The organism is Burkholderia sp. Ac-20344 (genome assembly GCF_017104975.1).
Lineage (GTDB): Bacteria > Pseudomonadota > Gammaproteobacteria > Burkholderiales > Burkholderiaceae > Burkholderia.
The window spans coordinates 1-25,937 of the sequence record NZ_JAAGPP010000109.1; the positions used below are offsets into that span (position 1 = coordinate 1).

The following is a 25,937-nucleotide window of genomic DNA, read 5'->3' on the forward strand; positions in this document are numbered from 1 at the left end:
TCGATCGTCTCGTCGAGCGTGAAGCGCAGCCAGTCGGGGCCCGCGAGCGTGCATTGCCCGCCGGCGAGCAGGTCGCCGGCCACGTGATCGAGCCCGCGCCGCGCGGCGACGACGACATGCAGGTTTTGCGGCGCGTTGTGCAGCACGTAGGTCAGCGCCTCGAGGCCGGCCGGCGGCAGCCGCTCCGCATCGTCGACGATCAGGAGCGCGTCGATCGACAGTTGCGCGACCTCGGCCAGCCACGCGGTCACGCCCTCCAGCGCACGCGCCGCATCGGCCGCGCCGACCGGAATCAGGCGCCCGAAGCCGGGCCGCGCGCAGCCGGTCCGCACCGCCTGCACGAGCCCCTGCAGCAACCGCGCCGCATCGTCGCGTTCGTCGGCCGACAGCCACACGACCGCGCGGCCGAGTGCGAGGGTTTCGCGGCGCCATTGCGCGAGCAGCGACGTCTTGCCGTAACCGGCCGGCGCCTGCACGAGCGTGACCGGCCGGCCGTCGAAAGCGGGCGCGGCGAGGCTCAGCCGCGCGCGGGCCAGCAACTGCGCCGGCACGCGCGGCGCGGTCGTCTTCAGGACCAGTTCGGTGGGAGGCGCGTCGGCGCGATCGGGAGGGTGGGCCATCGGGGCAGCAGTCGGAATCCGGCGGTGCCGTGCGGGGCAGCGTCCGGGGTGGGCGTGGGGGGAAGGATCGGTCGAACCGCATTCGCGCGTCAATCCCCCCCGCGACGAGTGGGGCCGCACCGGCACCGCATCGATAGCATGGGTTCCGATGCATGACGAACGCAACGAGGAGGGGCCATGAACATCGTATCGACCGGCACGCGGCGCAGCGCGCCGTTCGCCGGATAAGCGGAGCGGCACGATGTACCGCCATCTGCTCGTGACGGTCGACGGCACGCCCGGCGGCATCGACGCGATCGGCCATGCGCTCGAACTGGCGCGCGCGGTCGGCGCCCGGGTCACGTTCATGCTGCCCGGCGCCGCGCCGGACTCGCGTTTATCCGGAGCGCGGCTGCCGGAGCACGGTGCGAAAGTGGAAGCCGCCGCACGGGCGCAGGGGTTGTCCCATGCGATTGCGGGGGCCGGCCATCCGGGGGCCGGCGACGCGGCACCTGGTGCGCTTGCGGCCGAACTCGGCTGCGACCTGATCGGCGTCGCGGCGCTGCCGCACGATGCCGATGCGGCGGCCTGCGCGCAACGGCAGCACCTGCTCGCGACGAGCGGCGTGCCGGTGCTCGTGTGCACGTCGCGGCGATCGCCTGCCGAGGCGCGCGTGATGGCGCGCTGCCTCGATGCGCATCGCGCGGTCGGCGGGTTGCTGCATGCGCTGATGGCGTCCGGTTCGGACGCGGACGTGGACGCGTCGCCGCGGCAAGCGGCTGACATGCACGATGCGCTGGCATCGCTCGCCGCACTGCAGCGTGCCCGTGTCGGCACGGCCATCGAAGCGCACCTTTTCGCGGCGTTGCGCGTCCGGGCGGAGTGCGTTGCGGCGGAACTGGACGAACTCGACCGCCAGCGGCAGCGCGACGCGCAAGCGCTCGATGCGCTTGCCCGGATCGCCGCGGGCGGGCTGCCGTCGGCCGCGTTCGACACGGCGCTCGCCCGCTATGCGCACGGCGCGTTCGAGCAGATGGGGCGGATGGAAGGCGTGATTTTCCCGGCCGCGCGGCGCTACCTGGGCGACGCGGACTGGGCCGGACTGGATGAACCTCAACCGCTGGCGGATGTGGCAACCGCGACGCCGCCACGTGCGAATGAACCGAACGAACCCGACGATGCGCGGCGCGCATCCGACTGACACCCTACGGAGAACAACATGGCACATGCAGTGCGATTCCACGAAACCGGCGGCCCCGATGTGCTGCGCTGGGAGGAAATCGACGTCGGCGATCCGGGCCCCGGCCAGGTGCGCCTGCGGCACGACGCGGTCGGCCTGAATTTCGCCGACACGTACTTCCGCAGCGGCCTGTATCCGGTGCCGCTGCCGGCCGGCCTCGGCGTCGAGGCCGCCGGTGTGGTCGAAGCCGTCGGCCCCGGCGTGACGAATGTCGCCGTCGGCGACCGCGTGACCTACACGGGCTTCCTGAACACGCTCGGCGCGTACAGCACCGAACGGCTGATCCCCGCCGCGCCGCTCGTGCGGCTGCCGGCCGGGATTGCGTGCGAAACGGCCGCGGCGATGACGATGCGCGGCCTGACGTCGGCCTACCTGCTGCGCCGCATCCACGCGTTCGCGCCGGGCGACTCGATCCTGCTGCACGCAGCCGCCGGCGGCGTCGGGCTGATCGTGTCGCAATGGGCGAAGCTGCTCGGGCTCACGGTGATCGGTACGGTATCCAGCGAGCACAAGGCCGGGATTGCCCGCGCGCACGGCTGCGACCATACGATCGACTACAGCCGCGAGGACGTTGCGAAACGCGTGCGCGAGCTGACGGATGGCGCGGGCGTCGACGTCGTGTTCGACAGCGTCGGCAAGGACACCTTCGAAGGCTCGCTCGATTCGCTGAAGCGGCGCGGGCTGATGGTCTGCGTCGGCACCGCGTCGGGCCCGATCCCGCCGTTCGATCCGCAGCGCCTCGCGATGAAGGGCTCGCTGTACCTGACGCGTCCGGCGCTGGCCGATTACATCGCCGATCCGGCCGAAAAGAACGACCTGGCCGGCGAACTGTTCGCGCACGTCGCGGCCGGCCGCATCCGGATCGAGATCAACCAGCGCTATGCGCTGCAGGATGCCGCGCAGGCACACCGCGATCTCGAATCGCGCAAGACGACCGGTTCGTCGGTGTTCATCGTCTGAGGAGACGCGCATGCGAGTCGAACCCCTGACCTGTGCGATCGGCGCGGAACTGCTGGATGTGAGCCTCGCCGACGCCGTGCACGACGACGGCCTGTTCGCCGAGATCCGCGGGCAGCTGCTCCGGCATCGCGTGCTGTTCCTGCGCGACCAGGACATCACGCGCGCCGAGCACGTCGCGTTCGCGCGGCGCTTCGGCGAACTCGAGGATCATCCGGTGGCCGGCAGCGATCCCGAGCACCCGGGGCTCGTGCGGATCTACAAGTCGCCCGACCAGCCGAACGACCGCTACGAGAATGCGTGGCACAGCGATGCGAGCTGGCGCGTGGCGCCGCCGTTCGGCTGCGTGCTGCGTTGCGTCGAGGGGCCGCCGGTTGGCGGCGACACGATGTGGGCGAACATGGTGCTCGCGTACGAGCGCCTGCCAGAGCACGTGAAGCAGCAGATCGACGACTTGCGCGCGCGCCACAGCATCGAGGCGAGCTTCGGCGCGGCGATGCCGATCGACAAGCGCCTTGCGCTGAAGGCGCAGTACCCGGACGCCGAGCATCCGGTCGTGCGCACGCATCCCGAAACGGGCGAGAAGGTGCTGTACGTGAACGCGTTCACCACGCATTTCACGAACTTCCACACACCCGCGCGCGTGCGGGTCGGGCAGGACGCGAATCCCGGCGCCGGCCAGTTGCTGCAGTACCTGATCAGCCAGGCGACCATCCCCGAATACCAGGTGCGCTGGCGCTGGCAGAAGAACAGCGTCGCGATCTGGGACAACCGCAGCACCCAGCACTACGCGGTGATGGACTACCCGCCGTGCGTGCGCCGGATGGAGCGCGCGGGCATCGTCGGCGACGTGCCGTTCTGAGCGCGCCCGCACCGTAACCGGTCCCTGAAAACCCATGCAACGCGCCGGGCATTCCGCCCGGCGCGGCGGGATACGCACGCCCGTACGCCCGAAATACAACGATTTCCACTGGAGGACGACATGCAATTTCTCGACGATTCGCTGCACCCGGAAAACCAGGACAAGGTGGTCATCACGGTCGCACCGTACGGCCCCGAATGGATGCCGGCCGATTTTCCGGAAGACATTCCGGTGACGATGGACGAGCACGTGCAGAAGGCCGTCGACTGCTACAACGCGGGCGCGACGGTGCTGCACCTGCACGTGCGCGAACTCGACGGCAAGGGCAGCAAGCGGCTGTCGAAATTCAACGAGCTGCTCGGCCGGCTGCGCGAGGCGGTGCCCGACATGATCCTGCAGGTGGGCGGCTCGATCTCGTTCGCGCCGGAAGGCGAGGGCGCCGATGCGAAATGGCTGTCCGACGACACGCGCCACATGCTCGCCGAGCTGACGCCGAAGCCCGACCAGGTGACGGTCGCGATCAATACCGTGCAGATGAACATCACCGAGCTGATGAATCGCCAGGACATCGCCGGCACGTCGCTGAACGAAGCCGCGTTGTGGGACGCGTACCGCGAGATGACCGTGCCGGCCGGCCCCGGCTGGGTCGACGAGCACCTGCGCCGCCTGCAGGCGGCCGGCATCCAGCCGCATTTCCAGCTCACCGGCATGCACGCGCTGGAAACGCTCGAACGGATCATCCGCCGCGGCGTCTATCGCGGCCCGCTGAACGTCACGTGGGTTGGCATCGGCGGCGGCTTCGACGGCCCGAATCCGTACAACTTCATGGAGTTCGTGCGGCGTTGCCCCGACGGCGCGTGCATCACGCTCGAATCGCTGATGAAGAACGTGCTGCCGATCAACACGGTCGCGATGGCGCTGGGCCTGCATCCGCGCTGCGGGATCGAGGACACGATCATCGACCAGAAGGGCAACCGGATGACGTCGGTGCAGCAGGTCGAGCAGTGCGCACGGATCGCGCGCGAACTCGGCCGCGACATCGCGACCGGCAAGGAGGCGAAGGCGATCTACCGGATCGGCGTGCAGTACGACGGCATCGACGAGACGCTGGCGCAGCTCGGGATGGCGCCGAACCGCCGGCCGGGCCAGGCGAACGTGCCGCTGCGGGCCGCCTGACGCGCCGCGCATCCGGGCATCCGGGCATCCGGGCAAGCGGCCGTGGCGGCCGCCGCCCGCCGATCGTTGTGGCGTGGCAACCCATCCCTGCGCACGGCGCGGGGGCGGACTCCGGTCAACGGAGCGGGGCCACGCAAGCCGCGCCGGAGCACGACCTCCGGCGCCGGAGGAGACACGCATGCTGATCCATCACGTCGAGCCGTCGATGCAGGACGTCGCCGCCGCCGGCCGGCGCGCGCCCGCGTATGCGTGGCTCGTGTTCGGGCTGACCGTCGGCCTGCTGCTGTCGGACTACATGTCGCGGCAGGTGCTCAACGCCGTGTTCCCGCTGCTCAAGCACGCTTGGGCGCTGTCGGACACGCAGCTCGGTTCGCTGTCCGGCGTCGTCGCGCTGCTGGTCGGGCTGCTCACGTTTCCGCTGTCGGTGCTCGCGGACCGCTTCGGGCGCGTGCGCAGCATCGTGCTGATGGCCGCGTTGTGGAGCGTTGCAACGCTCGGCTGCGCGCTGTCGACCAACTACGCGGAGATGCTCGTCGCGCGCGGCCTCGTCGGGCTCGGCGAAGCCGCGTACGGCAGCGTCGGCGTCGCGCTGATCCTCAGCATCTTTCCGGCACGCCTGCGCGCGACGCTGACCGGTGCATTCATGGCCGGCGGCGCGTTCGGCTCCGTGTTCGGGATGGCGCTCGGCGGGCTGGTCGGTGCGCATCTCGGCTGGCGCTGGTCGTTCGGCGTGATGGCCGCGCTCGGCATCGTGCTGCTCGTCGCGTATCGCTGCGTCGTGACCGAACGGCGGCTCGCCGCGTATCAGGCCGAACTTGGCACCGAACCCTGCCGGCGCGACGCCAGCACGCCGTGCGACCTGCGCGGCAGCGTGCGCGTGCTGATGTCGGGCCTGTTCGCGTCGCGTTCGGTGATCTGCGCGTATCTCGGCAGCGGGCTGCACCTGTTCGTGCCGGGTGCGCTGTTCGCGTGGCTGCCGAGCTACCTGAACCGCTACTACGCGATGGCGCCCGACCGCGCAGCCGTGCTCGCGGCCGGCTTCGTGCTGCTCGCGGGCGTCGGGATGGTCGGCTGCGGGATCGTCACCGACCGCGTCGGCAAGACCGACGGCAAGCGCAAGTGGCTGACCGCGATCGCGTATTGCGTGCTGACGGGCGTCTGCCTCGCGGTCGCGTTCCGGCTGCCGCCCGGGCCGCTGCAGCTCGCGCTGATCTGCGCGGGGATGCTGGTCGCCGCGGGTGCGTCCGGCGCATCGGGCGCGATGGTCGCGAACCTGACGCCGGCCGCGATCCACGCATCGGCATTCGCAACGCTCACGCTCGCCAACAACCTGCTCGGGATGGCGCCGGGCCCGCTGCTGACGGGGTGGGTTGCCGATCGCGCCGGGCTCGTGGGCGCACTGCAGTGGATTCCTGTCGTGCCGCTCATGGCCGCCGTGCTGTTCGCGATCGGACGCGCGAGCTATGTGGCCGACCTCGCGCGCGTCGAACGCGAACGGCGCGCGTCCCAATTTTCCTGAACGCTTTTCGGAGACTGCATGACCCTGACGACCGCCCCCACCATCCTGATCGTGCCCGGCTTGCGCGATCACGTCGAAGACCACTGGCAGACGCACCTCGAACGGCGCCTGCCGAACGCGCGCGCCGTCGCACCGCTCGAAGCCGACAAGCTGAGCCGCGCCGCGCGCGTCGCGGCGCTCGATGCGGCGCTGGCCGGGATCGACGGCCCCGTGATCCTCGTCGCGCACAGCGCGGGGGTGATGATGACGGTGCACTGGGCACGGCAGGCCACGCGCAAGATCCACGGCGCGCTGCTCGCGGCGCCGGCCGATCTCGAGTCGCCGATGCCCGCCGGTTATCCAACGCCCGAGGCGATCGACGCGAACGGCTGGACACCGGTACCGGCCGAACGGCTGCCGTTTCCGAGCATCGTCGCCGCGAGCCGCAACGATCCGCTCGCGCGTTTCGAGCGCGTCGCGGCGCTGGCGGCCGGGTGGGGCAGCCAGCTCGTCGATCTGGGGGAGGTCGGGCACCTGAATCCGGCGTCAGGGTATGGCGAGTGGCAGGATGCGGAGCGGTTGATCGCCGAGGTGGCCGCACTCGGCGCGGCCTGACTGACTGTCCCTGTCTTTCACGCGCCGCGCCCGGCCGGGTGCCCGGCGCGCTCCCCGTCGCCATCGGGCTGCGATGCGGTCCCGAACCGATTCCATTTCGCTGCCCGCCGAGATACGACGTCTTAACACGCGGGGCACGCAACGCCACACGGCTCCATGGCAGCGGCTGGCACACAAATCATCAACAAACGGAAGGTGTTTGTCAGGGAAAGTCCCGCCCCGCGCACCGCGGTTTTTTGTTGACCGACATCGTATAACGCCGTCATGATTTCCTGAAAAGAAAGGTCCCATCCACCGACCGAAGTGAGGAGACATGAACGCCACCACGATCGCTCGCCGTGTCCGCCGGATCGCACTCGCCCTGGGTTTCACGCTGTCGGCCGCGGCAGCCGTTGCCGCCCCCGTTTCGCTGAACATCGTCGACGTCGCGGGCAACCTGCAGCTCACGCAGAAGGCCATCGAAGCCTTCAAGGACAAGAACCCGAACCTCGTATCGAACGTCACGTTCACGAACGCGCCCGCGCCGCAGTTGCCGGGCAAGATCAAGGCGATGCAGGCGGCGGGGCGCGCCGACATCGACCTCGTGCTGACGGGCACCGACGCGCTGGCCGCCGGCATCGAGCAGAACCTGTGGCTGAAGCTGCTGCCCGACGACGCGGCCGCGTTCCCCGGCGTGCTCGACAAATACGCGCCCGGCCCGCGCAAGATGCAGGATCTCGCGCAGGGCTTCGGTCTCGAAGTCACCTACATGCCGGCCGGCCCGCTGCTCGAATACAACCCGGCGAAGGTCAGCGACCCGCCGAAGACGCCTGACCAACTGCTCGCCTGGTGCAAGGCGCACCCGAACAAGCTGATCTACGCGCGCCCGGCGAACTCGGGCCCCGGCCGCACGTTCCTGATGGGGCTGCCGTACGTGCTCGGCGACAAGAATCCGCAGGATCCGATCAACGGCTGGGACAAGACCTGGGCGTTCCTCAAGGCGCTGAACGACTGCGTGCCGTACTACCCGGGCGGCACGTCGGCCGTGATGAAGGAGCTCGGCGAGGGCACGCGCGACATGACCGTGACCGTCACCGGCTGGGATCTCAACCCGCGCGCACTGGGCATCGTGCCGGCCGAGTTCAGGGTCCAGGCATTCGACACCATGACGTGGGTGAACGACGCGCACTACATGGTGATCCCGAAGGGCGTGCCGAAGGAAAAACTCGACGTGCTGTTCAAGCTGATGAACTTCCTGCTCGAACCGGCGCAGCAGGCGATGACCTACGACGACGGCTACTTCTATCCGGGCCCGGCGGTGAAGGGCGTGACGCTCGAGATGGCGCCCGCGCGCAGCCAGGAGGTGGTCCGCAAGTTCGGCCGCCCCGAGTACGCGAAGCTGCTCGCGGATCGCCCGCACGTGCAGCCGCTCAACGCGCAGGCGATGGTCGCCGCGTTCCAGAAGTGGGATCGCGAGATCGGTTCGCAGAAGTCGAAGTGACGCATGCACCGGCGGGCGCCGCGGCGCCCGCGTCGATGGAGTTCGCGCAATGAAGCACAGTTTCGAACGGCTGCGGCTCGATGGTGTGTGCCGCAGCTTCACCAATGCGGAAGGCGCGCAGGTCGCCGCGCTGGACGGGCTCGATCTCGAGATCCGGCGCGGCGAATTCATCGCGCTGCTCGGCCCGTCGGGCTGCGGCAAGTCGACCGCGCTCAACTGCATCGCGGGGCTGCAGCCGCTCACGCGCGGCGGCATCTGGCTCGACGACACGCGCATCGACGTGCTGCCGCCCGAGCGCCGCGGCTTCGGGATGGTGTTCCAGAACTACGCGCTGTTTCCGCACATGTCGGTGCTCGACAACGTCGGCTTCGGCCTCAAGATGCGCGGCGTGCCGAAACAGGAAACGCGGCGGCGCGCGCAGCAGGCGCTCGAGCTCGTGCAGCTCGTCGGCCACGAGGGCAAGCTGCCCGGGCAACTGTCGGGCGGACAGCAGCAGCGCGTCGCGATCGCGCGCGCGATCGTGATCGAGCCGCCGCTCGTGCTGATGGACGAACCGCTGTCGAACCTCGACACGAAGCTGCGCATCGAGATGCGCGCCGAGATCCGCCGCATCCACACGCAGCTCGAACGCGCGACGATCTACGTGACGCACGACCAGGACGAGGCGCTGTCGATGGCCGACCGCATCGTCGTGATGAAGGAGGGCGTCGTGCAGCAGGTCGCGACGCCGAAGGACGTCTACACGCGCCCGCACAACCTGCATGTCGCGCGCTTCATGGGCTATCGCAACGTGCTGCCGTTCACGCTCGAAGGAATGGCCGGCGATTGCGTGCGTGTCGCCGCGGGCGGCGTGCGGCTCACGGGCGTGCCGATGGCCGGCTTCGATGCGAAGGATGTCGTGGTCGCGCTGCGTCCCGACGACATCGAGCGCGCGGACGATGCGGGCGACAACACGTTCGATGCGACCGTCGAAACGGTCGAGTACGGCGGCCGCGATTCGCTGATCCGTGCGGTCACACCGTTCGGCCCGATCTGGGCGCGCGTCGCCGGCGAATTCGCGGAAGGTGAGCGGCTGCGCCTGCGCGTCGCGCCGTCACGCACGCTCGTCTATGCGGGCGCGCCGCAATGAACGGCCCGGCGGTCGCAGCGGTGCGCCATCGGGAGGTCGCATGAGCACGCTCTCGGCCGGCACGCCGCGTGACGCGAAGGCCTGGCTCGTCACGCCCGCGCTCGCGTTCATCGTCGCGCTGTTCATCTATCCGTTCGCGTACGGCCTCGTGCTGTCGTTCCAGCCGATGAACGGCGGCGGCGCGCTCGCGAACTACGTGCAGTTCTTCACCGACACCGCCATGTGGCCGACCGTGCTCGTCACGCTGAAGCTCGCGGTGCCGGCGACACTGCTCAACGTCGGCATCGCGGTGCCCGTCGCGTTCGCACTGCGCCGCCATTCGCCGTACCAGAAGTTCGTCACGACGCTGCTCGTGATTCCGGTCACGCTCGGCACGGTGCTCGTCGCCGACGGGATGCTCACGTATTTCGGGCCGAACGGCTGGTTCCCGCAGGCGCTGCAAGGGCTGCACCTGTATACCGACGAAGTGCGCCTCACGCACAACTACTGGGGCGTGCTGCTGTCGCTGATCGTGTCGGGCTTTCCGTTCGCGTTCCTGCTGATGCTGTCGTACATCAGCGGCATCGACCCGACGCTCGCGCGTGCAGCGGCGACGCTCGGCGCGAACCCGTGGCAGCAGTTCCGGCAGATCTATCTGCCGCTGCTCGTGCCGGGGCTCACGATGGCCGCATGCCTGTCGTTCGTGCAGGCGTTCTCGGTGTTCCCGTCGGCCGTGCTGCTCGGCGCGCCGGCCGGGCCCACGCGCGTGATCTCGATCGCGGCGGCGGAAGCCGCGTTCGAAAGCTACGATTATTCGCTGGCATCGGCGATCGCGATCGTGATGGGTTTCGTGCAGTTGCTGGTGGTCGCGTCGATGCTCGGCGCGCGCCGTTTCTTCTATACGGGCGCGGTGACGGGAGGCAAGGGCTGATGGCGACCGACAATCATGCCTCGCGCACGTGGCCGCCGAAGCACGACGCGCCCGATGCGCGGCCCGTCGACGCGAGGAACCCGCAGAAGATGACGCGCAATCTCGCCGGCCGCGCGTGGAAGGCGCTCGTGTGGGGGCTGATGGCGTTCTTCCTGCTGAACGTGATGCTGCTGATCGCGACCGTCGCGGTGAACTCGATCGCGACCCGCTGGTTCGGCACGCCGCTGCCGCAGGGCTTCACGCTGCACTGGTATGCGAAGGCGTGGGAGGACTTCCAGCTCGCGAGCGTGCTGTGGGTGACCGTCGAGGTCGTCGGCGCGGTCGTGCTGCTGTCGATCGCGCTCGGCGTGCCGGCCGCCTATGCGCTCGCGCGCGTGCGGTTCCGCGGCAAGCGCTTCGCGCTGCTGGTGTTCCTGCTGCCGCTGATGGTGCCGCCCGTCACGTACGGGATCCCGATGGCCACCGTGATGTACAAGGTCGGGCTCGCGGGCACGCTGCCCGGCGTGATCCTCGCGAACCTCGTGCCGGCGCTGCCGTTCGTGATCCTCGTGATGACCCCGTTCATCGAGCAGATCGATCCGAATCTCGAGGCCGCCGCGCGCATCTTCGGCGCGAACACGTGGCGCTATTTCCGCTATGTGCTGCTGCCGCTGCTGGTGCCCGGCATGCTCGCGGCGGGGCTGCTCGTGCTGGTGCGCACGATCGGGATGTTCGAGCTGACGTTCTTCACCGCGGGGCCGAGCACGCAGACGCTCGTCGTCGCGCTGTATTACGCGGTGTTCTCGACCGGCGTGCGCGCGCCGCAGTCGATCGACGCGATGGCGATGATCTACATGGCCATCACGCTCGTGTGGGTCGTGATCGCGCTGCAGTTCGTGAGCCCGACGCAGCTCGTGAGCCGCGTGAAGCAGGAGCGGCCGTAAGCGTGGGTGACAAATGGACACATGAACATGCGGACGCGGCGCCGCTGCGCGCCCGTGCAATTGGTTACAAATGGATACCGCGCACGACCCGCGGACGTTGCAGACTACGCGGCGTATCGGCCCGGCGAACGTATTCATGCGCGTCGCCGCGTGCTACCCGACGTTCCCACGATTGACGGATATCCATGAAGTTCCAAACGCTGCTGACACTCGCCGGTGCATCGACGCTGCTCGCCGCCTGCAACCTGCTCCACGACGGCCCCGGATCGAGCGACGTCGATGCCGCCGTGCGCCGCGCGCTCGAGGCGGAAAACCATGGCGGCCTGAACGCGCTGTTCGGCCAGCCGCTGCCCGTCTCGGCCGATGTCGTGTCAGCGAAGCCCGACGGCGACTGCAAGAAGCTCGGCGATCGCACGTACTCGTGCGATGTCGTGGTCACGTGGCGCAATGCCGACTACAAGCCTTCGCGCGCGAACCTGACCTTCGTGAAGGCCGCCGACGGCGCGTGGCAGACGTCCGGCGTCGACGCAGCGCTCGTGACGGGCACCGCGAAATCGCTGGTCGACGAGATCGGCAAGGCGTGGCCCGGCAATGCGGCGAGCGGCGCGTCGGCGCCGAAGTGACGCGCGCGGGCGGCGGGCTTTTCTCTTCCTTCCTGCCGGGCCGGGTCTCTCGTTCCTGAAGGTCTCGCCGCACCGTTCCTCGTGAGGACGGCACGCGATCGACAACGACTATCCGCGCGGCCGTCGCCGCACGGGCACCGGTCAGTCAGCGTCCGCGGCCAGCCGGACCGAACCCGGTTGCCGGCACCGCCGGACGGCCGGATGCGCTCGAATGCATCCTCGATATGCGGGCCGGATTATAGGGAAAACCCTTATTTCGAGATATAATGGCGGCCTGAGAGATAGGTCGAACCATGCCTGAACGCTTCCAAACCCTTGAAAAATTTGTGTTTTCCCTCGTCGTGATGTCCGCAGTCGTGTGCTCGGCATTCCTCGCGTACGAGCGTCACCCCGAGATCAAGATCGCACTGCACGAAGGCGAAGCGCTGATGCGCGAGAGCGCCAAGTATTCGGTCATCTGCTCGCCGTCCAAGGTCGATCCTTGCGTCGAGATGTCTGCTTACTGAGCCGATTTTCGGACTTGCCGTCCATCACCGGGGGTCTGAATTCCTTGGCGCTGCACCCATCAGGCATTCAGAAACCGGCCCCGAGACAGGGCGGATGCACGAACCCGTTACGTGCCGAGTCGCTGGCGTAAGCAGCCCCCGAATTCAGCCGGCCCCGCTTCGAGCCATCGAGCGGGGCCGTTCTGTTTGCGCGGTTCAAATGACCTTCCGTCGCACCATCGGCCACGCACGTCATACCACGTGCCGCGGCGTCCCGCCCACGAACGCGGCGACATTGTCCACGAGCTGATCGGCGAGCGCCTGCATCGCTTCGTCGCTCGCCCACGCGACGTGCGGCGTCAGGATGAATGCCGGATGCGACAGGATCGCGTGGAACGGATGCGCGGCCGGCAGCGGCTCCTGCGTGACCACGTCGAACCCCGCCCCCGCGATCTGCCCCGACTGCAATGCGTCGACGAGCGCGCTTTCGTCCACGAGCCCGCCGCGCGCGGTATTGATCAGCAGCGGCCGGCGCGCCATCCGCGCGAACGCGGCTGCATCGATCAGGTGCCGCGTCGCGGGTGTGAGCGGGCAGTGCAGCGTGATCACGTCGCTGTCGTGCAGCAGCGTGTCGAGCGGCACGTGGTCGTTCCCCGACGCACCGCCGTGCGCCGCGAACCGCACTTGCATGCCGAGCGCGCGGGCGATGCCGGCCACCGCGCGGCCGAGCACGCCGTCGCCGACGACCCCGAGCGTCGAGCCGGCCAGGTCGCGAATCGGATGATCGAAAAAGCAGAACTGCCCGCTGTCGAGCCAGCGGCCCGCACGCACCGCGTCGCGGTACGCGACGAGGCTGCGGCGCAGCGCGAAGATCAGCGCGAACGTGTGCTCGGGCACCGTGCGGACCGCGTACCCGCGAATGTTGCTCACGACGATGCCGCGCGCCGCGCATGCGTCGAGATCGACGATGTCGGTGCCCGTCGCGGCGATCGCGATCATCCGCAGGCGCCGCGCATCGGCAAGCGCCGCCGCGTCGAGCCGCACCTTGTTGGTCACGACGATGTCCGCGTCGCCGATGCGCGCGGCGATCTCGTGCGCGGCCGTCCGGTCGAACGTGCGCAACGCGTGCGGGAACGGGAACGGCTTCAGCACGGTTTGCGGCGACAGCGTCGCGCGGTCGAGAAACACGATCTTCGCGGGAGAGGAATCAGAAAACATGGCGGGTCTCGCTGACAGGCGCCCGGCGGGCGCGGAACGGCTTCGATTCTGCCGGCGGCGCGCGGGCCGTCGTTTGACCGTTGCGCGAGCGCGCTTTCCCGGACGGAAAGGCTGACGCATCGTGCAGGGCAACGGTGGCGCCACCCGCCTTTCCGTTTCGGAAAGGCGGGTTGAGCATCGATCGATTTTCGCCAGGCGCGAACGCCGTCATGATCGCCGTCATCGACAACACGATTTCATCGGAGACAACCATGACACGCCCCCTCGACGGCATCCGCGTGCTGGAACTCGGACAACTGATCGCCGGGCCGTTCGCGGGCCGGATGCTCGCCGAATTCGGCGCCGACGTGCTCAAGGTCGAGCCGCCCGGGCTCGGCGACCCGCTGCGCAAATGGCGGCTGCTGCACGACGGCACGTCGGTCTGGTGGGCCGCGCAGTCGCGCAACAAGACCTCCCTCACGCTCGACCTGCGCACCCCCGAAGGGCAGGACGTCGTGCGCCGCCTCGTCGCCGAAACCGACGTGCTGATCGAGAACTTCCGGCCCGGCACGCTCGAAGGCTGGGGGCTCGGCTGGGACGCGCTGTCCGCGATCAATCCGGGGCTCGTGATGCTGCGCGTGTCGGGGTTCGGCCAGACGGGCCCATACCGCGACCGCCCCGGTTTCGGCGTGATCGCCGAGGCGATGGGCGGCCTGCGGCACCTGACCGGAGAGCCCGGCCGCACGCCGGTGCGCGTCGGCATCTCGCTCGGCGATTCGCTGTCGGCGCTGCACGGCGTGATCGGCGTCCTGCTCGCGCTGCGGCATCGCGAGCAGCAGGGCGGCAAGGGGCAGGTCGTCGACGTCGCGCTGTACGAGTCGGTGTTCAACATGATGGAAAGCCTGCTGCCCGAATACTCGGCGTTCGGTGCCGTGCGCGAGGCGGCCGGCAGCGGCCTGCCGGGCATCGCGCCGACCAACGCGTACCGCTGCCGCGACGGCAAGTACGCGCTGATCGCCGGCAACGGCGACAGCATCTTCCGGCGCCTGATGGAGCTGATCGGCCGGCCCGATCTCGGCAACGATCCCGCGCTCGCGCACAACGACGGGCGGGTCGCGCAGGTCGAGCGCATCGACGCGGCGATCGGCGCGTGGAGCGCGCAGCATGATCTCGACGCCGTGCTGGCCGCGCTGAACGAAGCGCGCATCCCGTCCGGGCGCATCTACGACGTGGCCGACATCGCGGCCGATCCGCATTACCGCGCGCGCGACATGCTGGTCGATGCCGCACTGCCCGACGGCACGCCGGTGCTCGTGCCCGGCATCGTGCCGAAGCTCGGCGCGACGCCCGGGCGCATCGAACACGCGGCGCCCGCGCTCGGCGCGGATACCGACGCGGTACTCGAATCGCTCGGCATCGATGCGGCGACGCGCGGCGACTGGCGCACGCGCGGCGTGATCTGAGAAGCGAAAACAGGAGAAGACAGCATGAACGGGCAACGCAAGCGGCTCTCCATCCACGAAGTCGCGACGCGCGACGGTTTCCAGAACGAGGCGGCATTCGTCGACACCGACGACAAGATCGCGCTCGTCGACGCGCTGAGCGCGTGCGGCTACGCGAAGATCGAGGTCACGTCGTTCACGTCGCCGAAGGCGATCCCCGCGCTGCGCGACGCGGAGGCCGTGATGCACGGCATCGTGCGCGCGCCGGGCGTCGTCTATACGGTGCTCGTGCCGAACGTGCGTGGCGCCGAGCGCGCGCTGTCGTGCGGCGTCGACGAAGTGAACCTCGTGATGTCGATGAGCGAAAGCCACAACCGCGCGAACCTGCGGATGACGCGCGAGCAGTCGTTCGCACAGCTGCGCGACGTGATCGACGCGGTACGCGGCACGGGGGTCGCGATCAACGTATCGCTGTCGACCGCGATGGGCTGCCCGATGGAAGGCGACGTGCCGGCCGCGGGCGTCCTCGCATGGATGCAGCGCTTCGCGGATCTCGGCGTGCACGGCTTCACGCTGTGCGATACGACGGGCATGGCATTTCCGTCGCAGGTGCGCGAACTGTCGGCACGCGCACGCGAGCGCTTCGGCGCGCCGCAGCTCACGCTGCACTTCCACAATACGCGCGGAATGGCGCTGGCGAACACGCTCGCGGCACTCGACGCCGGGATCGACCGCTTCGACGCATCGCTCGGCGGCCTCGGCGGCTGCCCGTACGCGCCGGGCGCGACCGGCAACGCGTGCACCGAAGAACTCGTGCACATGCTCGAACTCGACGGCTACGATACGGGCGTCGACCTCGCGGCCGTGCTGGCCGCATCGGCACGGCTGCCCGCGCTGATCGGTCATGACGTGCCGAGCCAGATCCTGAAGGCCGGGCGCCGCTCGGACCTTCATCCGCCACCGCACGCCGACGCCGGCGACATGCCCGCGCAACGCGCATTCTCATGAACAACGAACAGGAGCGAATCTCATGGCGCTGATCGATCACCTCGACCATCTCGTGCTGACCTGCGTCGATCCCGACAGAACGAAACATTTCTACACCGAGGTGCTGCAGATGCAGCTCGAAACCTTCGGCGCCGGCCGGATCGCGTTCCGCTTCGGCAACCAGAAGATCAACCTGCACGTGCGCGGCGCGGAATTCGAACCGAAAGCGCATGTGCCGGTGCCTGGCGCGCTCGACCTGTGCTTCATCGCGTCGGTGCCGCTCGACGACGTGATTGCGCACCTGAAGCGCGTCGAATGGCCGATCGTCGAAGGGCCCGTCGAACGCACGGGCGCGACGCAGAAGATCCGGTCGGTCTACGTACGCGATCCCGACCTGAACCTGATCGAGATCTCCGAGCTGATCTGACGGCGGGCGCACCGCCGGCCGTCACGTGCCATCGCGCATGCGACCCGAGTCGCGCCGGCGCGGCCGCATGCCGCGCCGATCTCCCGCCGAAAACGGACAGCCGGCTTCCGCGCTCGCCGATTCCGGATAGCCGGCCCGTGCCGCGCTGCGGATAATGCGTGCATCGGCGACCGAGCGGCCGCCTTCGCACCAGGCGCGACGCTCGCGTCCGCGCTTCCGCAACCCGACCCAGGCGATTCCCGATGACGATCCTCTATCGCGGCATGGACCGCGCGGCGCTCGACGCCGCCTATCTGAACACGAAGGTGGTACCCGATTTCCCCGCGTTGCTGGCGTCGATGCAGGCGCGCAGTGCGGTGTTCCATGAAGGCGCGTCCGGCCGGCGCGACCTGCGTTACGGTGCGCAACCCGCGCAGCGTTTCGACTGGCTGTCGTGCGGTCAGCCCGATGCGCCGCTGTTCGTGTTCATTCACGACGGCTACTGGCAGCACTGCGCGAAAGAGGATTTCGCGTATGCGGCAAGCGGGCCGCTCGCATGCGGTTTCGACGTGATCCTCGCCGAATACACGCTCGCGCCGGTCGCGACGATGACCGACATCGTCGGCGAGATCGGTGCGTTGCTCGATTACCTCGCGAACGACCCCGACGGCCTCGGTACCGCGAAGCGGCCGATCCACCTGAGCGGCCATTCGGCGGGCGGCCACCTGACGGCCGTGCACCGCGCGCACCCGGCCGTCGTCTCGGCGCTTGCGATCAGCCCGCTCGTCGATCTCGAACCGATCTCGCTGGGCTGCCTGAACGACAAGCTGCAGCTGACCGCACGCGAAGTCGATGCATACAGCCCGCTGCGCCATATCGGGCCCGGCGCGCCGATGGTCGTTGCGGTCGGCGACGCCGAGCTGCCCGAACTCATCCGGCAAGCACGTGACTACGCGGCGGCGTGCGACGCAGCCGGCGAACGGATCGTCCACGTCGGGCTCCCCGGCATGCAGCACTTCGACGTGCTCGATGATCTCGCGAAGCCGGACAGTGCGATGCTCGCCGCAATGCGGTCGACCGCGCCGCGCCAGGCGCGCCGTATCGCGTGGGGGCGGCCGGGCGTATGATCGGCGTCAGGCCGCCGCGATGAAAGCACACGCCGGCACGGCCTTCCCAGGACCCATGACATGGTGAACCCGCTTCATTTCGATCTGCAGTCGCTGCGCGTGTTCGCGCTCGTCGCCGAGCACGGCAGCCTGACCAAAGCGGCCGAGCACGGCCAGCTCACGCTGTCCGCGGTCAGCAAGCGCATTGCCGAGCTCGAAAGCGTGACGGGCAGTGCGCTGTTCGTCCGGCATGCGCGTGGCGTCGAGCTGACGCCCGCGGGCCGCGCGCTGCTCGACCATGCGGCGAAGGTGATCGAACAGGTCAACCGGATGGCGCACGAGATGAGCGACTACGTCGCCGGCGTGCGCGGCCACATCCACGTGTGGACCAACACGTCCGCGATCGTCCAGTTCCTGCCCGCCGATCTCGCCGCGTTCCTCACCGACAATCCGGGCATCAAGGTGAGCCTCGAGGAACGGCTGAGCCACGAGATCGTCGACGCGCTCGCGTCCGGCAAGGCCGATCTCGGCGTGTTCGCCGACAACGTGCCGGCCCCCGGCATCGAACGGCGGCTGTACCGGCGCGACGAGCTCGTGCTGCTCGTGCCGCGTACGCATCGGTTCGCTTCACGCGACAGCATCCGCTTCGCGGATACGCTCGACGAGGACTACGTCGGGCTCAGCGACGGCAGTTCGCTGCTCGCGCGCATGACCGACGCCGCGTTCGCGGTTGAACGTTCGCTGAAGCTGCGGATCCAGGTATCGAATTTCGACGGCGTGAGCCGGATGATCGAGGCGGGGCTCGGCATCGGCATATTGCCGCGCGACGCGGTGACCGGCGAGCGCGCGACGCGGCTCGGGGTCGTGAAGCTCGACGATGCGTGGGCGACGAGAACGCTGTGGGTGGGGGTGAAGGCCGGCACCGTGCTGACAACGGATATCGCGAAGCTGTTCGATTTCATGTCGGCGCGGTGACGCCGGTTTAATACGAAAAGCGCTTCTCCATCTCGTTCAGGGAACATCGACGCCGGGGGCACGTGCCTGCCGCCTGCACGTTTCGCTGCCGCGCAGATCATTTTCCGCCTTGTCGTTACGGGCTCATTCCTTTCACTATCTTTACGTCGCAACCGGTTGCGTCAGCGATGGCCGCCGGGCCGCGCAAACTGGTGTTCCCTCGGCGTGGCGGCGCGCACGACATTCCGCCGTCAAGCCGACGCGTCCGGCAGTAATTTTTCATACTCGACACAATATTCGCGCGCCTGAAACGTCTTCAGGCGTATGGAATCGCACTCACTTCACGCACGATGACCGACCCAGACCGCGACATCACCGCGATAGTGATGCGTGAACGAACGAGGCTCGTGAGCTTTATCCGGCGTCGGATACGCGACCCGGACGATGCCGAGGACGTTCTGCAGGATGTGTTTCACGAGTTCGTCCAGGCTTACCGGCTGCCGGCGCCAATCGAACAGGCGAGCGCGTGGCTTTTCCGTGCCGCGCGCAACCGTATCGTCGACCGCTTTCGCAAGAAGAAGGAGCAGCCGCTGGCGGATCTGTTCGACGCGGAGGATGACGCGGACAGCGAGTATCGCCTGGGCCTCGCGCTACCCGCGCACGATGCCGGCCCCGAAGCGCGCTACGCGCGGACGCTCTTGCTCAAGGCGTTGCAGGATGCGCTCGACGAGTTGCCGGCGAATCAGCGCGAGGTATTCATCGCGCACGAACTGGAAGGCTGCTCCTTCAAGGAGATGGCCGAGCAAAGCGGTGTCGCGCTCAATACGCTGCTTGCTCGCAAACGCTATGCAGTCCTGCATCTGCGTGCCCGGCTGCAGCCCGTTTATGACGAACTGGACAATACCTAGAGGAGTCGACAGATGAATTTTCGAATCAGATGTGCAGGCAAGGCGCTGCTCGCAGTGGTCGCCATAGGCGTGCTCGGATGGGTCGTCATGATGTTGTGGAACTGGGTGATGCCGGCGCTATTCGTCGGCGCCCGTACGATCGACTTTGCCCATGCATTGGGCCTGCTCGTGCTGAGCCGCATCCTGTTCGGCGGATTCCGCGGACACAACGGCTGGCGCGGCCGGCGCCACTGGCGCAAGTGGGAATCCATGACACCCGAAGAACGCGAGCATTTCCGGACTGCGTGGCGATCCGGTAGCAGCCGGCCCACGGGAGAGTGATCGTGCGCGAAACATCAACCGGCGATTGCAAACAGAAACCGGGCGTGATCGCGCCGGTCATCGATCTGAAACGTTGCGAAGGAAAAGGGGACTGCGTCGCGGTTTGCCCCGAGAACGTGTTCGAGATCCGGCGTATCGACAAGTCCGATTACGTCGGCCTCGACCTGATGCATCGCCTGAAACTGCGCGTGCATGGAATGAAAGTCGCCTACACGCCGAACGCGCATGCGTGCCGGTCGTGCGGACTGTGCGTAACGGCGTGCCCCGAACGCGCAATCACGCTCGCCCGAACGGCATAGCCACCTTCGTGTATCGCCGATATCGAGCGACAGCGCAGACGCCCTGGCGGGAGAGGCAGTCGCTGGATACAACGTCGATGTAACCAATTTCGTCAAGGAACGCACATGGCTTCACCCACCACCGACCTTCTGCGGCGGCTCCATGAAGAGAGCCGGACCGAAATCGTCGCCCGCGCCCGCGCGCAGTTCCAGGGATCGAACGAGGATTTTCTGTCGTTAGCCGAGGAATACGAAGCGATCGCACCCCGTCTGAGGGGGCGGTTTCTCGAAACGTTCGGGCTGTCCAGCGACGACTTCGCGTCCCCGGAAGGCAGTCCGCTGTCGTTGGCCGTGTCGCCGGAAACGGGAGGATTCTTGCGCAACCTGGTGCTCTCGCAACGTCCGGCCAGAATCCTCGAACTCGGCAGTTCATGCGGCGTGTCCACGCTGTATTTCGCCGAGGCGCTGCGCACGTTGGGCCGTGGCGTGATCGTCGCGACCGAACGCGATGCCATCAAGTGCACGCGTTTGCGCGATCACGTCGGAACAGCGGGCCTGGACGCCTATGTCGACGTGCGGGAAGGCGATGTCTTCGAGACCATTGCCGGGCTGGACGGTACTTTCGACATGGTATTCATCGACGTATGGGCCGACGTCTATCTGAAGGTGTTCAAGGGGATCGAGCGCCTGCTGCGCCCGGGATCGATCGTACTGGCCGACAACATGTACACGGCCGAGGAAGCCGTTCGACCGTACAAGCGCTACCTCGATGACGATCCGCGGTTCTCGACCACGACGCTGGATTTTGAATCGGGGATCGAATTTACGGTCGTCGTTTCTCAAGCGGGAACGTCGTCTTAGGGGCCTTGTCGCGAAGCACCAAAAATAATGCGGGCACGCGTTCCCGCGCCCCCGCATCGAAACACGCTCAAACCGGATTGATCTCATCCTGGCTGCGCCGCGTAGTCAGCGGCCCGAGCACGCGCAGCGTGACCGCGACGATGCCGAGCGCGACCGAAATCACGCCGAACATCGCCCCCGCGCCATCACGCGCGAGCACCGGCAGCAACACGAACGGCAGCGCACCGCTGACGATCCGCGACAGCGCATACGTACTGCCGATCGCCGTCGAACGCACGCGCGCCGGAAAAATCTCCGCCTGGTACACGTGATACGCGTTGCTGAACACGTTCGACGCACAGGTCGTCAGGAACCCGAAGCCGACGATCAGCACGGTGTTTCCCGAGTACGCAAAGCACAGCCCGAACACGGCGATCGACAGGATCGACACGATCACGAGCGTGCGGCGCTCGATCCAGTTGAGCAGCGGAATCGACAGCAGCGAGCCGATCGGATAGCCGATAAACGACAGCGCAATGAACAGCGTACTGTCCGTCACATCGAAGCCGCGGCTCTTCACGACCGTACTGGCGAGCGTACCGAAGCCGTAATAACCGAAGCCCTGGAACAGGTGAAAGATCGCGAGCATCAGGTAGCGCGCGCCATACGGTTCGCGCCGCAGCAGCGCGATACGCTCGCCGAGCCCGAGCGGCCGTTGCGGCTCGACCGGTTCCGCGAACTGCTCGGGCACGCGCACGCCGGTGCCTTCCGCGAAGCGCCGCAATGCCGCATGCGCGTCGGCGGTGCGACCCTGCGCGAGCAGCCAGCGCGGGCTCTCCGGCAACCGGTGCTGGACGAACAACACGTACACAGCGCCGAGGCTGCCGATCGCGAGAATGATGCGCCAGCCGGCCACGCCGCCCACATGCAGCGGGTTGAGCCACAGCGCGAGGAAGCCGACGAGCGGCACCGCGACATAGGAGGTCGTATAGGCCCATGCGGCGAGCCGGCCGCGCTTTTCTTTCGGCAGGATCTCGGACAGGAAGCTGTCGGCGACCGGATAGATCGCGCCGACGCCGATGCCGGTCAGGAACCGGCACGCAACGAGCATGTCGGCATTCACCGAAAACGCGCCGACCAGCGAGAATGCGCTGTACCACGTGAGCGTCAGCAGGAACGCCTTGCGCCGGCCGATGCGGTCGGCGAGGCTGCCGAGAAACATCGCGCCGACGAACATGCCGATGAAGGCCGACGCCAGCAGCAGCTTGAAATCGGTGCTCTGCCGGCTCAGCCCGTATTCGTTCTGCAACGCGGAACCGATCGTGCTGACGAGGAAGATCTCGTACATGTCGAAGAACAGCCCGATGCCGATCACCCAGACGACGAACCGGTGCAATGCGCCGACCGGCAGGTCGTCCATGAAATCGCCGAGCGTGACGCGGCGGGCGGGAAGGGCCGGCGCGTCGGCGCCGACGCCGGTGGCAACGGCCGGCGGTCGTGCGGACGCGGGTCCACCCGCGTTGCCGCCGAGATCGAGGGAATGGCTGTTCATCGTGTCTCCTGATTATCGATACGCCGTGGCGCAGGGCCCGGCCGTTCGCGACCGGCGCGAGGCATCCGGTCGCACGACGTGGCGGCAGGCACCGCAAGGCCGGTGAAAGGGCCGGATAGGCGGGCTGTACCGATCGTCCGACACATGGTGGGCAAATCCGCGGCACGTGATAATTGCGGATGTTTCAAGCGTCCTTTCCTGCGCAGAAAGGGTGCGGAACACGCGGCAGCCGGCATGGGCGCGGCAGGCCCGTGCAGCCTGCGTGGCGCGCGGTCATGCACCGGATCCGGTTGCGCGCTCACGCAACCGGCTGGCCGGGAAAACCATGAGGCCGGTTGCGTGGCCACCGGCTCGACATCCGCCGGCGGCCACGCTGTCGTGCTCAGTCAGCCGGCACAAGCAGCCGCCCCGTAAAACACGCGCACGGAGTTGCCGCGCTCCAGCGCAAAGTGCTGCACCCTGACGGCCGGTCATGCGGTTTCTTCGCCTGCGCATTGCAGGGCCAAATCCGCAGGTGCAGTCTCCCCCGGCAAGGCACCGCGCCTGCGTGCGGTAGACTGCTCGCTCGCTTTCAGCCCCCGTCACAACGCCGCTTGCCCCCAATCACACGCCATGGATCGAATCGATGCGATGAAGGCGTTCGTCGCCACGCAATGGCGATGATGGTACTGCTCGCGAACATGTCGATCGAGCCGATCATCACCGTCTATATCGGCGGCCCCGGTGCAGGCGGCGACCATCTCGCGCGCGTCGCCGGCGTCGTGATGGTTTGCGCGGGGCTCGCGCATTGGGCGCGCGGCCGATAGCAGCTGGCCGGCGGATCGCGGGCCGGCGTAGGATGGGTGCAGTTGCGGGTGTCGCGGCCCGGGAGGCTCGACAACGCACACCTTCACCACGCATCGTGGACGCCACATTTGCAGACACCGCACGGCACGGCCGCCCATCGTTTTCGATATGACTTTCACGTGACCGGTTGCGCGCAAAGCACGACAAACGCGCACCGGCCCGAACCCGACCCACGCGCTTCAGCCCGCATCCGGCCGAAGCATTTCGATTGCAGATCTTGCAGGAGGCACCCGACATGAATCAATCGACCGACAACTGGACGCTGTTGCGCACGCTCGGCCTGCGCGCACCGATCGTCCAGGCGCCGATGGCCGGCGTCAGCACGCCGGCACTGGCCGCCGCCGTGTCGAACGCGGGCGGGCTCGGCTCGCTCGGCGTGGGCGCGACGAACGCCGACGGCGCCCGCAAGATGATTCGCGACACGCGCGCGCTCACCGACCGGCCGTTCAACATCAACGTGTTCTGCCACCGGCCGGCCCGCGCCGACGCGGCCGTCGAACGCGCGTGGCTCGACTGGCTCGCGCCGGTGTTCCGCGAATACGGCGCGACGCCGCCCGCATCGCTGTCGGAGATCTATACGAGCTTCGTCGCGGACGAAGCAATGCAGGCGCTGCTCGTCGAAGAAACACCGGCCGTCGTCAGCTTCCATTTCGGGTTGCCGTCCGCGAACGTGATCGCCGCGCTGAAGCGTGCGGGCATCACGCTGTTCGCGTCCGCGACGAATCTCGACGAGGCACGGCAGATTGCCGCCGCCGGCATTGACGCGATCGTCGCGCAGGGGATCGAAGCAGGCGGGCACCGCGGCGTGTTCGATTCGACCGCGCACGACGACCGCCTCGGCACGTTCGCGCTCACGCGCCTGATCGCGCGCGAATGCGCGCTGCCGGTGATCGCCGCCGGCGGCATCATGGACGGCGAGGGCATCGCCGCCGCGCTCGCGCTCGGCGCGCAGGCCGCTCAACTCGGCACCGCATTCGTCGCGTGCCCGGAGACGTCGATCGACGACGGCTATCGCCGCGCGCTGCTCGGCGACGCGGCACGCCGCACGACGCTCACGGCCGCGATCTCCGGCCGGATCGCGCGCGGTATCGCGAACCGGCTGACCGCGCTCGGCAACGACCCGCACGCACCGGCCACGCCCGCGTACCCGATCGCGTACGACGCCGGCAAGGCGCTGCACGCGGCCGCGAAGGCGAAGGGCGAATTCGGCTACGGTGCGCAGTGGGCCGGGCAGGCGGCGCCGCTCGCGCGGTCATTGCCGGCTGCCGAGCTGTTCGCCACGCTCGAGCGCGAAACGCGGGCTGCGATCGAGCGGTTGCAACGCGTGCTGGATTGATCGCACGATTCGCGGGTACATGCCGGCGATCGCCGAACGCACCCCGATCGCCGCCCCCGTACTACGCCGCCCGCCGCCGATTTGCAATGTTCTGTATCTGCGCGAACCGCAGATACATCGCGATACAACGCCGGTTCGGGCGTCCGCTATAAAGCAGGCATGACCTCTTCGGGAGTGCATCGTGTCTGCAACCTGGTTCAAAGGGTCCTGCCATTGCGGGGCCGTCAAATTCGAAGTCCGAACCGCCGTTACGCCGGCGGTGCGCTGCAACTGCAGCCTGTGCCGCCGGCGCGGCGCGCTGATGAGCCCGATGTTCGCCGCAAGCGAACTGAAGATCGTCGAGGGCGAGGGCGCGCTGACGTGCTACCGCTTCAACACCCGCACGGCGCGCCACTATTTCTGCAGCCATTGCGGCGTCTATCCGTTCCATCAGACGCGCAAGGACCCCGCATGCTGGCGCGTCAATCTCGGCTGCCTCGACGGCATCGATCCGTACGCGCTTGACGCGACGGTCGCCGACGGCGCGAGCCTTTCGGTCGTGGAGGACGCATGAAACGCTGGCTGATGATCCTGCTGTTTGCCGCAGGCGGGCTCGCGACCGAAATCGCGCATCCGGTGCAATGCACACTGGTGTCATCCAGCCGCGTGCAGACCGGCAAGCGCCGCAGGGCGGACTGACGGCGCACCACCCAACCGGTTCGTCGAGAACGATTATCATGCTTCCGATAAGATCGCACGCGATATATAATGCGTCCATCTGCGGCCGTTCGCGCCGCTGGAGGAAGTCCATGAAACCGACCGAAACCCCATCCGCTGCCGCGCCGAAGCTGTCCGAGTTCCTGTGCTTTGCGATCTACTCGACGAATCTTGCATTCGGCAAGGCGTACAAGCCGATCCTCGAAGAACTCGGCCTCACGTACACGCAATACATCACGATCATTGCGCTGTGGGAGCAGGACAACCAGACGGTCGGCCAGCTCGGCGAGAAGCTGTTCCTCGAATCCAATACGCTGACGCCGATCCTGAAGAAGCTCGAGGCAATGGGCTACCTGCAGCGGCACCGCGATCCGTCGGACGAACGCCAGGTGCTCGTCAGCCTGACGAAGAGCGGCCGCCGCGTGCGCGAGAAGGGGCTCGACATGAATCTGGTCGAAGCCACCGGGTTGAAGCCGGACGAATTCGCAAAGATGCAGAAGGCGATCGTCACGCTGCGCGGCAACCTGATCCGGTCGACCGACGAATAAACACCCGGACAACCTGCGGCCGG

29 protein-coding genes and 1 pseudogene are annotated in these 25,937 nt (G+C 67.9%); 26 read left to right on the top strand and 4 right to left on the bottom strand.

Translation table 11 applies throughout. The features are described 5' to 3' along the window. A partial coding sequence (locus G3N64_RS27835; RefSeq protein WP_205786822.1) for an AAA family ATPase occupies positions 1-620 on the bottom strand: 620 nt, incomplete at its 3' end. A gap of 241 nt (positions 621-861) precedes the next feature. On the opposite strand from G3N64_RS27835, the gene G3N64_RS27840 reads away from it, so the two are divergent. The 12 genes from G3N64_RS27840 (at position 862) to G3N64_RS27895 (ending at position 12,518) form a co-directional block, all read left to right on the top strand. Further along, entirely contained in the window at positions 862-1,800 is a 939-nt protein-coding gene (locus tag G3N64_RS27840; RefSeq protein ID WP_205786824.1) for a universal stress protein, read from the top strand. A gap of 18 nt (positions 1,801-1,818) precedes the next feature. Continuing rightward, complete coding sequence (locus tag G3N64_RS27845) at positions 1,819-2,799, top strand: quinone oxidoreductase (protein ID WP_205786826.1); 981 nt, start codon at positions 1,819-1,821, stop codon at positions 2,797-2,799. A gap of 10 nt (positions 2,800-2,809) precedes the next feature. Continuing rightward, positions 2,810-3,658: a TauD/TfdA family dioxygenase gene (locus G3N64_RS27850; protein ID WP_205786829.1), complete on the top strand. Its 849-nt coding sequence runs from the start codon at positions 2,810-2,812 to the stop codon at positions 3,656-3,658. Between the two features lie 120 nt (positions 3,659-3,778). Next, positions 3,779-4,834, top strand: coding sequence for a 3-keto-5-aminohexanoate cleavage protein (locus G3N64_RS27855; RefSeq protein ID WP_205786831.1), 1,056 nt, complete (start codon positions 3,779-3,781; stop codon positions 4,832-4,834). A 178-nt stretch (positions 4,835-5,012) separates the two neighbouring features. Next, positions 5,013-6,353 (top strand): MFS transporter, encoded by a 1,341-nt coding sequence (locus G3N64_RS27860; RefSeq protein WP_205786833.1) that lies wholly within the window; start codon positions 5,013-5,015, stop codon positions 6,351-6,353. Positions 6,354-6,371: 18 nt separating this feature from the next. Further along, positions 6,372-6,947, top strand: coding sequence for an alpha/beta hydrolase (locus G3N64_RS27865; RefSeq protein ID WP_205786835.1), 576 nt, complete (start codon positions 6,372-6,374; stop codon positions 6,945-6,947). A 313-nt stretch (positions 6,948-7,260) separates the two neighbouring features. Beyond that, a complete protein-coding gene (locus tag G3N64_RS27870; protein ID WP_205786837.1) occupies positions 7,261-8,427 on the top strand; it encodes an extracellular solute-binding protein in 1,167 nt (388 codons plus the stop codon). A gap of 49 nt (positions 8,428-8,476) precedes the next feature. After that, a complete protein-coding gene (locus G3N64_RS27875) occupies positions 8,477-9,556 on the top strand; it encodes an ABC transporter ATP-binding protein (protein WP_205786839.1) in 1,080 nt (359 codons plus the stop codon). Positions 9,557-9,596: 40 nt separating this feature from the next. Beyond that, positions 9,597-10,466 carry a sugar ABC transporter permease gene (locus tag G3N64_RS27880; protein ID WP_205786841.1) on the top strand — a complete coding sequence of 290 codons (870 nt, stop codon included), beginning with the start codon at positions 9,597-9,599 and terminating at the stop codon, positions 10,464-10,466. After that, positions 10,466-11,389 (top strand): ABC transporter permease, encoded by a 924-nt coding sequence (locus tag G3N64_RS27885; RefSeq protein WP_205786843.1) that lies wholly within the window; start codon positions 10,466-10,468, stop codon positions 11,387-11,389. The genes G3N64_RS27880 and G3N64_RS27885 overlap by 1 nt, the downstream gene beginning before the upstream one ends. 185 nt (positions 11,390-11,574) lie before the next feature. Further along, complete coding sequence (locus G3N64_RS27890) at positions 11,575-12,012, top strand: hypothetical protein (RefSeq protein ID WP_205786845.1); 438 nt, start codon at positions 11,575-11,577, stop codon at positions 12,010-12,012. Positions 12,013-12,305: 293 nt separating this feature from the next. After that, the gene (locus tag G3N64_RS27895; RefSeq protein ID WP_006497261.1) at positions 12,306-12,518 is read left to right on the top strand and encodes a hypothetical protein; all 213 of its coding nucleotides are present in this window, start codon (positions 12,306-12,308) and stop codon (positions 12,516-12,518) included. A 231-nt stretch (positions 12,519-12,749) separates the two neighbouring features. On the opposite strand, the gene G3N64_RS27900 is transcribed toward G3N64_RS27895, so the two are convergent. Next, positions 12,750-13,715 carry a D-2-hydroxyacid dehydrogenase gene (locus tag G3N64_RS27900; protein ID WP_205786847.1) on the bottom strand — a complete coding sequence of 322 codons (966 nt, stop codon included), beginning with the start codon at positions 13,713-13,715 and terminating at the stop codon, positions 12,750-12,752. Then, positions 13,705-13,968, bottom strand: a complete 264-nt coding sequence (locus tag G3N64_RS27905) for a hypothetical protein (RefSeq protein WP_205786849.1) — start codon at positions 13,966-13,968, stop codon at positions 13,705-13,707. Before G3N64_RS27905 ends, G3N64_RS27900 begins: the two co-directional genes overlap by 11 nt. Between G3N64_RS27905 and G3N64_RS27910 the strand changes: the two genes are divergently transcribed. The 9 genes from G3N64_RS27910 to G3N64_RS27950 all read left to right on the top strand — a co-directional run bounded on the left by G3N64_RS27910 (position 13,967) and on the right by G3N64_RS27950 (position 20,957). Then, positions 13,967-15,157, top strand: a complete 1,191-nt coding sequence (locus G3N64_RS27910; protein ID WP_205786851.1) for a CoA transferase — start codon at positions 13,967-13,969, stop codon at positions 15,155-15,157. The genes G3N64_RS27905 and G3N64_RS27910 overlap by 2 nt on opposite strands. A 24-nt stretch (positions 15,158-15,181) precedes the next feature. After that, on the top strand, positions 15,182-16,144 hold the full coding sequence (locus G3N64_RS27915) for a hydroxymethylglutaryl-CoA lyase (protein WP_205786852.1): 963 nt from the start codon (positions 15,182-15,184) through the stop codon (positions 16,142-16,144). 22 nt (positions 16,145-16,166) lie between these two features. Then, the gene (locus tag G3N64_RS27920) at positions 16,167-16,550 is read left to right on the top strand and encodes a VOC family protein (protein WP_174918805.1); all 384 of its coding nucleotides are present in this window, start codon (positions 16,167-16,169) and stop codon (positions 16,548-16,550) included. A gap of 242 nt (positions 16,551-16,792) precedes the next feature. Beyond that, positions 16,793-17,656 carry an alpha/beta hydrolase gene (locus G3N64_RS27925; RefSeq protein WP_205786853.1) on the top strand — a complete coding sequence of 288 codons (864 nt, stop codon included), beginning with the start codon at positions 16,793-16,795 and terminating at the stop codon, positions 17,654-17,656. A 60-nt stretch (positions 17,657-17,716) separates the two neighbouring features. After that, entirely contained in the window at positions 17,717-18,610 is an 894-nt protein-coding gene (locus tag G3N64_RS27930; RefSeq protein ID WP_205786854.1) for a LysR family transcriptional regulator, read from the top strand. Positions 18,611-18,939: 329 nt separating this feature from the next. Beyond that, positions 18,940-19,497, top strand: a complete 558-nt coding sequence (locus tag G3N64_RS27935) for a sigma-70 family RNA polymerase sigma factor (protein ID WP_205786855.1) — start codon at positions 18,940-18,942, stop codon at positions 19,495-19,497. A gap of 12 nt (positions 19,498-19,509) precedes the next feature. Beyond that, positions 19,510-19,818, top strand: coding sequence for a hypothetical protein (locus G3N64_RS27940; protein WP_205786856.1), 309 nt, complete (start codon positions 19,510-19,512; stop codon positions 19,816-19,818). A gap of 2 nt (positions 19,819-19,820) precedes the next feature. Then, positions 19,821-20,117 (top strand): 4Fe-4S dicluster domain-containing protein, encoded by a 297-nt coding sequence (locus G3N64_RS27945; protein ID WP_205786870.1) that lies wholly within the window; start codon positions 19,821-19,823, stop codon positions 20,115-20,117. Positions 20,118-20,222: 105 nt separating this feature from the next. Beyond that, positions 20,223-20,957, top strand: coding sequence for a class I SAM-dependent methyltransferase (locus G3N64_RS27950; RefSeq protein ID WP_205786857.1), 735 nt, complete (start codon positions 20,223-20,225; stop codon positions 20,955-20,957). A gap of 67 nt (positions 20,958-21,024) precedes the next feature. Here G3N64_RS27950 and G3N64_RS27955 read toward each other — a convergent pair whose 3' ends face one another. Beyond that, positions 21,025-22,488: an MFS transporter gene (locus G3N64_RS27955; RefSeq protein ID WP_205786859.1), complete on the bottom strand. Its 1,464-nt coding sequence runs from the start codon at positions 22,486-22,488 to the stop codon at positions 21,025-21,027. Positions 22,489-23,138: 650 nt separating this feature from the next. On the opposite strand from G3N64_RS27955, the pseudogene G3N64_RS27960 reads away from it, so the two are divergent. From G3N64_RS27960 to G3N64_RS27975, 5 genes and pseudogenes are all read left to right on the top strand, one after another. Further along, a pseudogene (locus G3N64_RS27960) lies at positions 23,139-23,264 on the top strand (MFS transporter); the annotation flags it as partial. Positions 23,265-23,569: 305 nt separating this feature from the next. Continuing rightward, on the top strand, positions 23,570-24,670 hold the full coding sequence (locus tag G3N64_RS27965) for a nitronate monooxygenase (protein WP_205786860.1): 1,101 nt from the start codon (positions 23,570-23,572) through the stop codon (positions 24,668-24,670). A gap of 181 nt (positions 24,671-24,851) precedes the next feature. Further along, entirely contained in the window at positions 24,852-25,223 is a 372-nt protein-coding gene (locus G3N64_RS27970; protein WP_205786861.1) for a GFA family protein, read from the top strand. Next, a complete protein-coding gene (locus G3N64_RS40255; protein WP_277399135.1) occupies positions 25,220-25,348 on the top strand; it encodes a hypothetical protein in 129 nt (42 codons plus the stop codon). The genes G3N64_RS27970 and G3N64_RS40255 overlap by 4 nt, the downstream gene beginning before the upstream one ends. Before the next feature lie 110 nt (positions 25,349-25,458). Further along, complete coding sequence (locus G3N64_RS27975) at positions 25,459-25,914, top strand: MarR family transcriptional regulator (RefSeq protein ID WP_205786862.1); 456 nt, start codon at positions 25,459-25,461, stop codon at positions 25,912-25,914. Positions 25,915-25,937 lie beyond the last annotated feature (23 nt).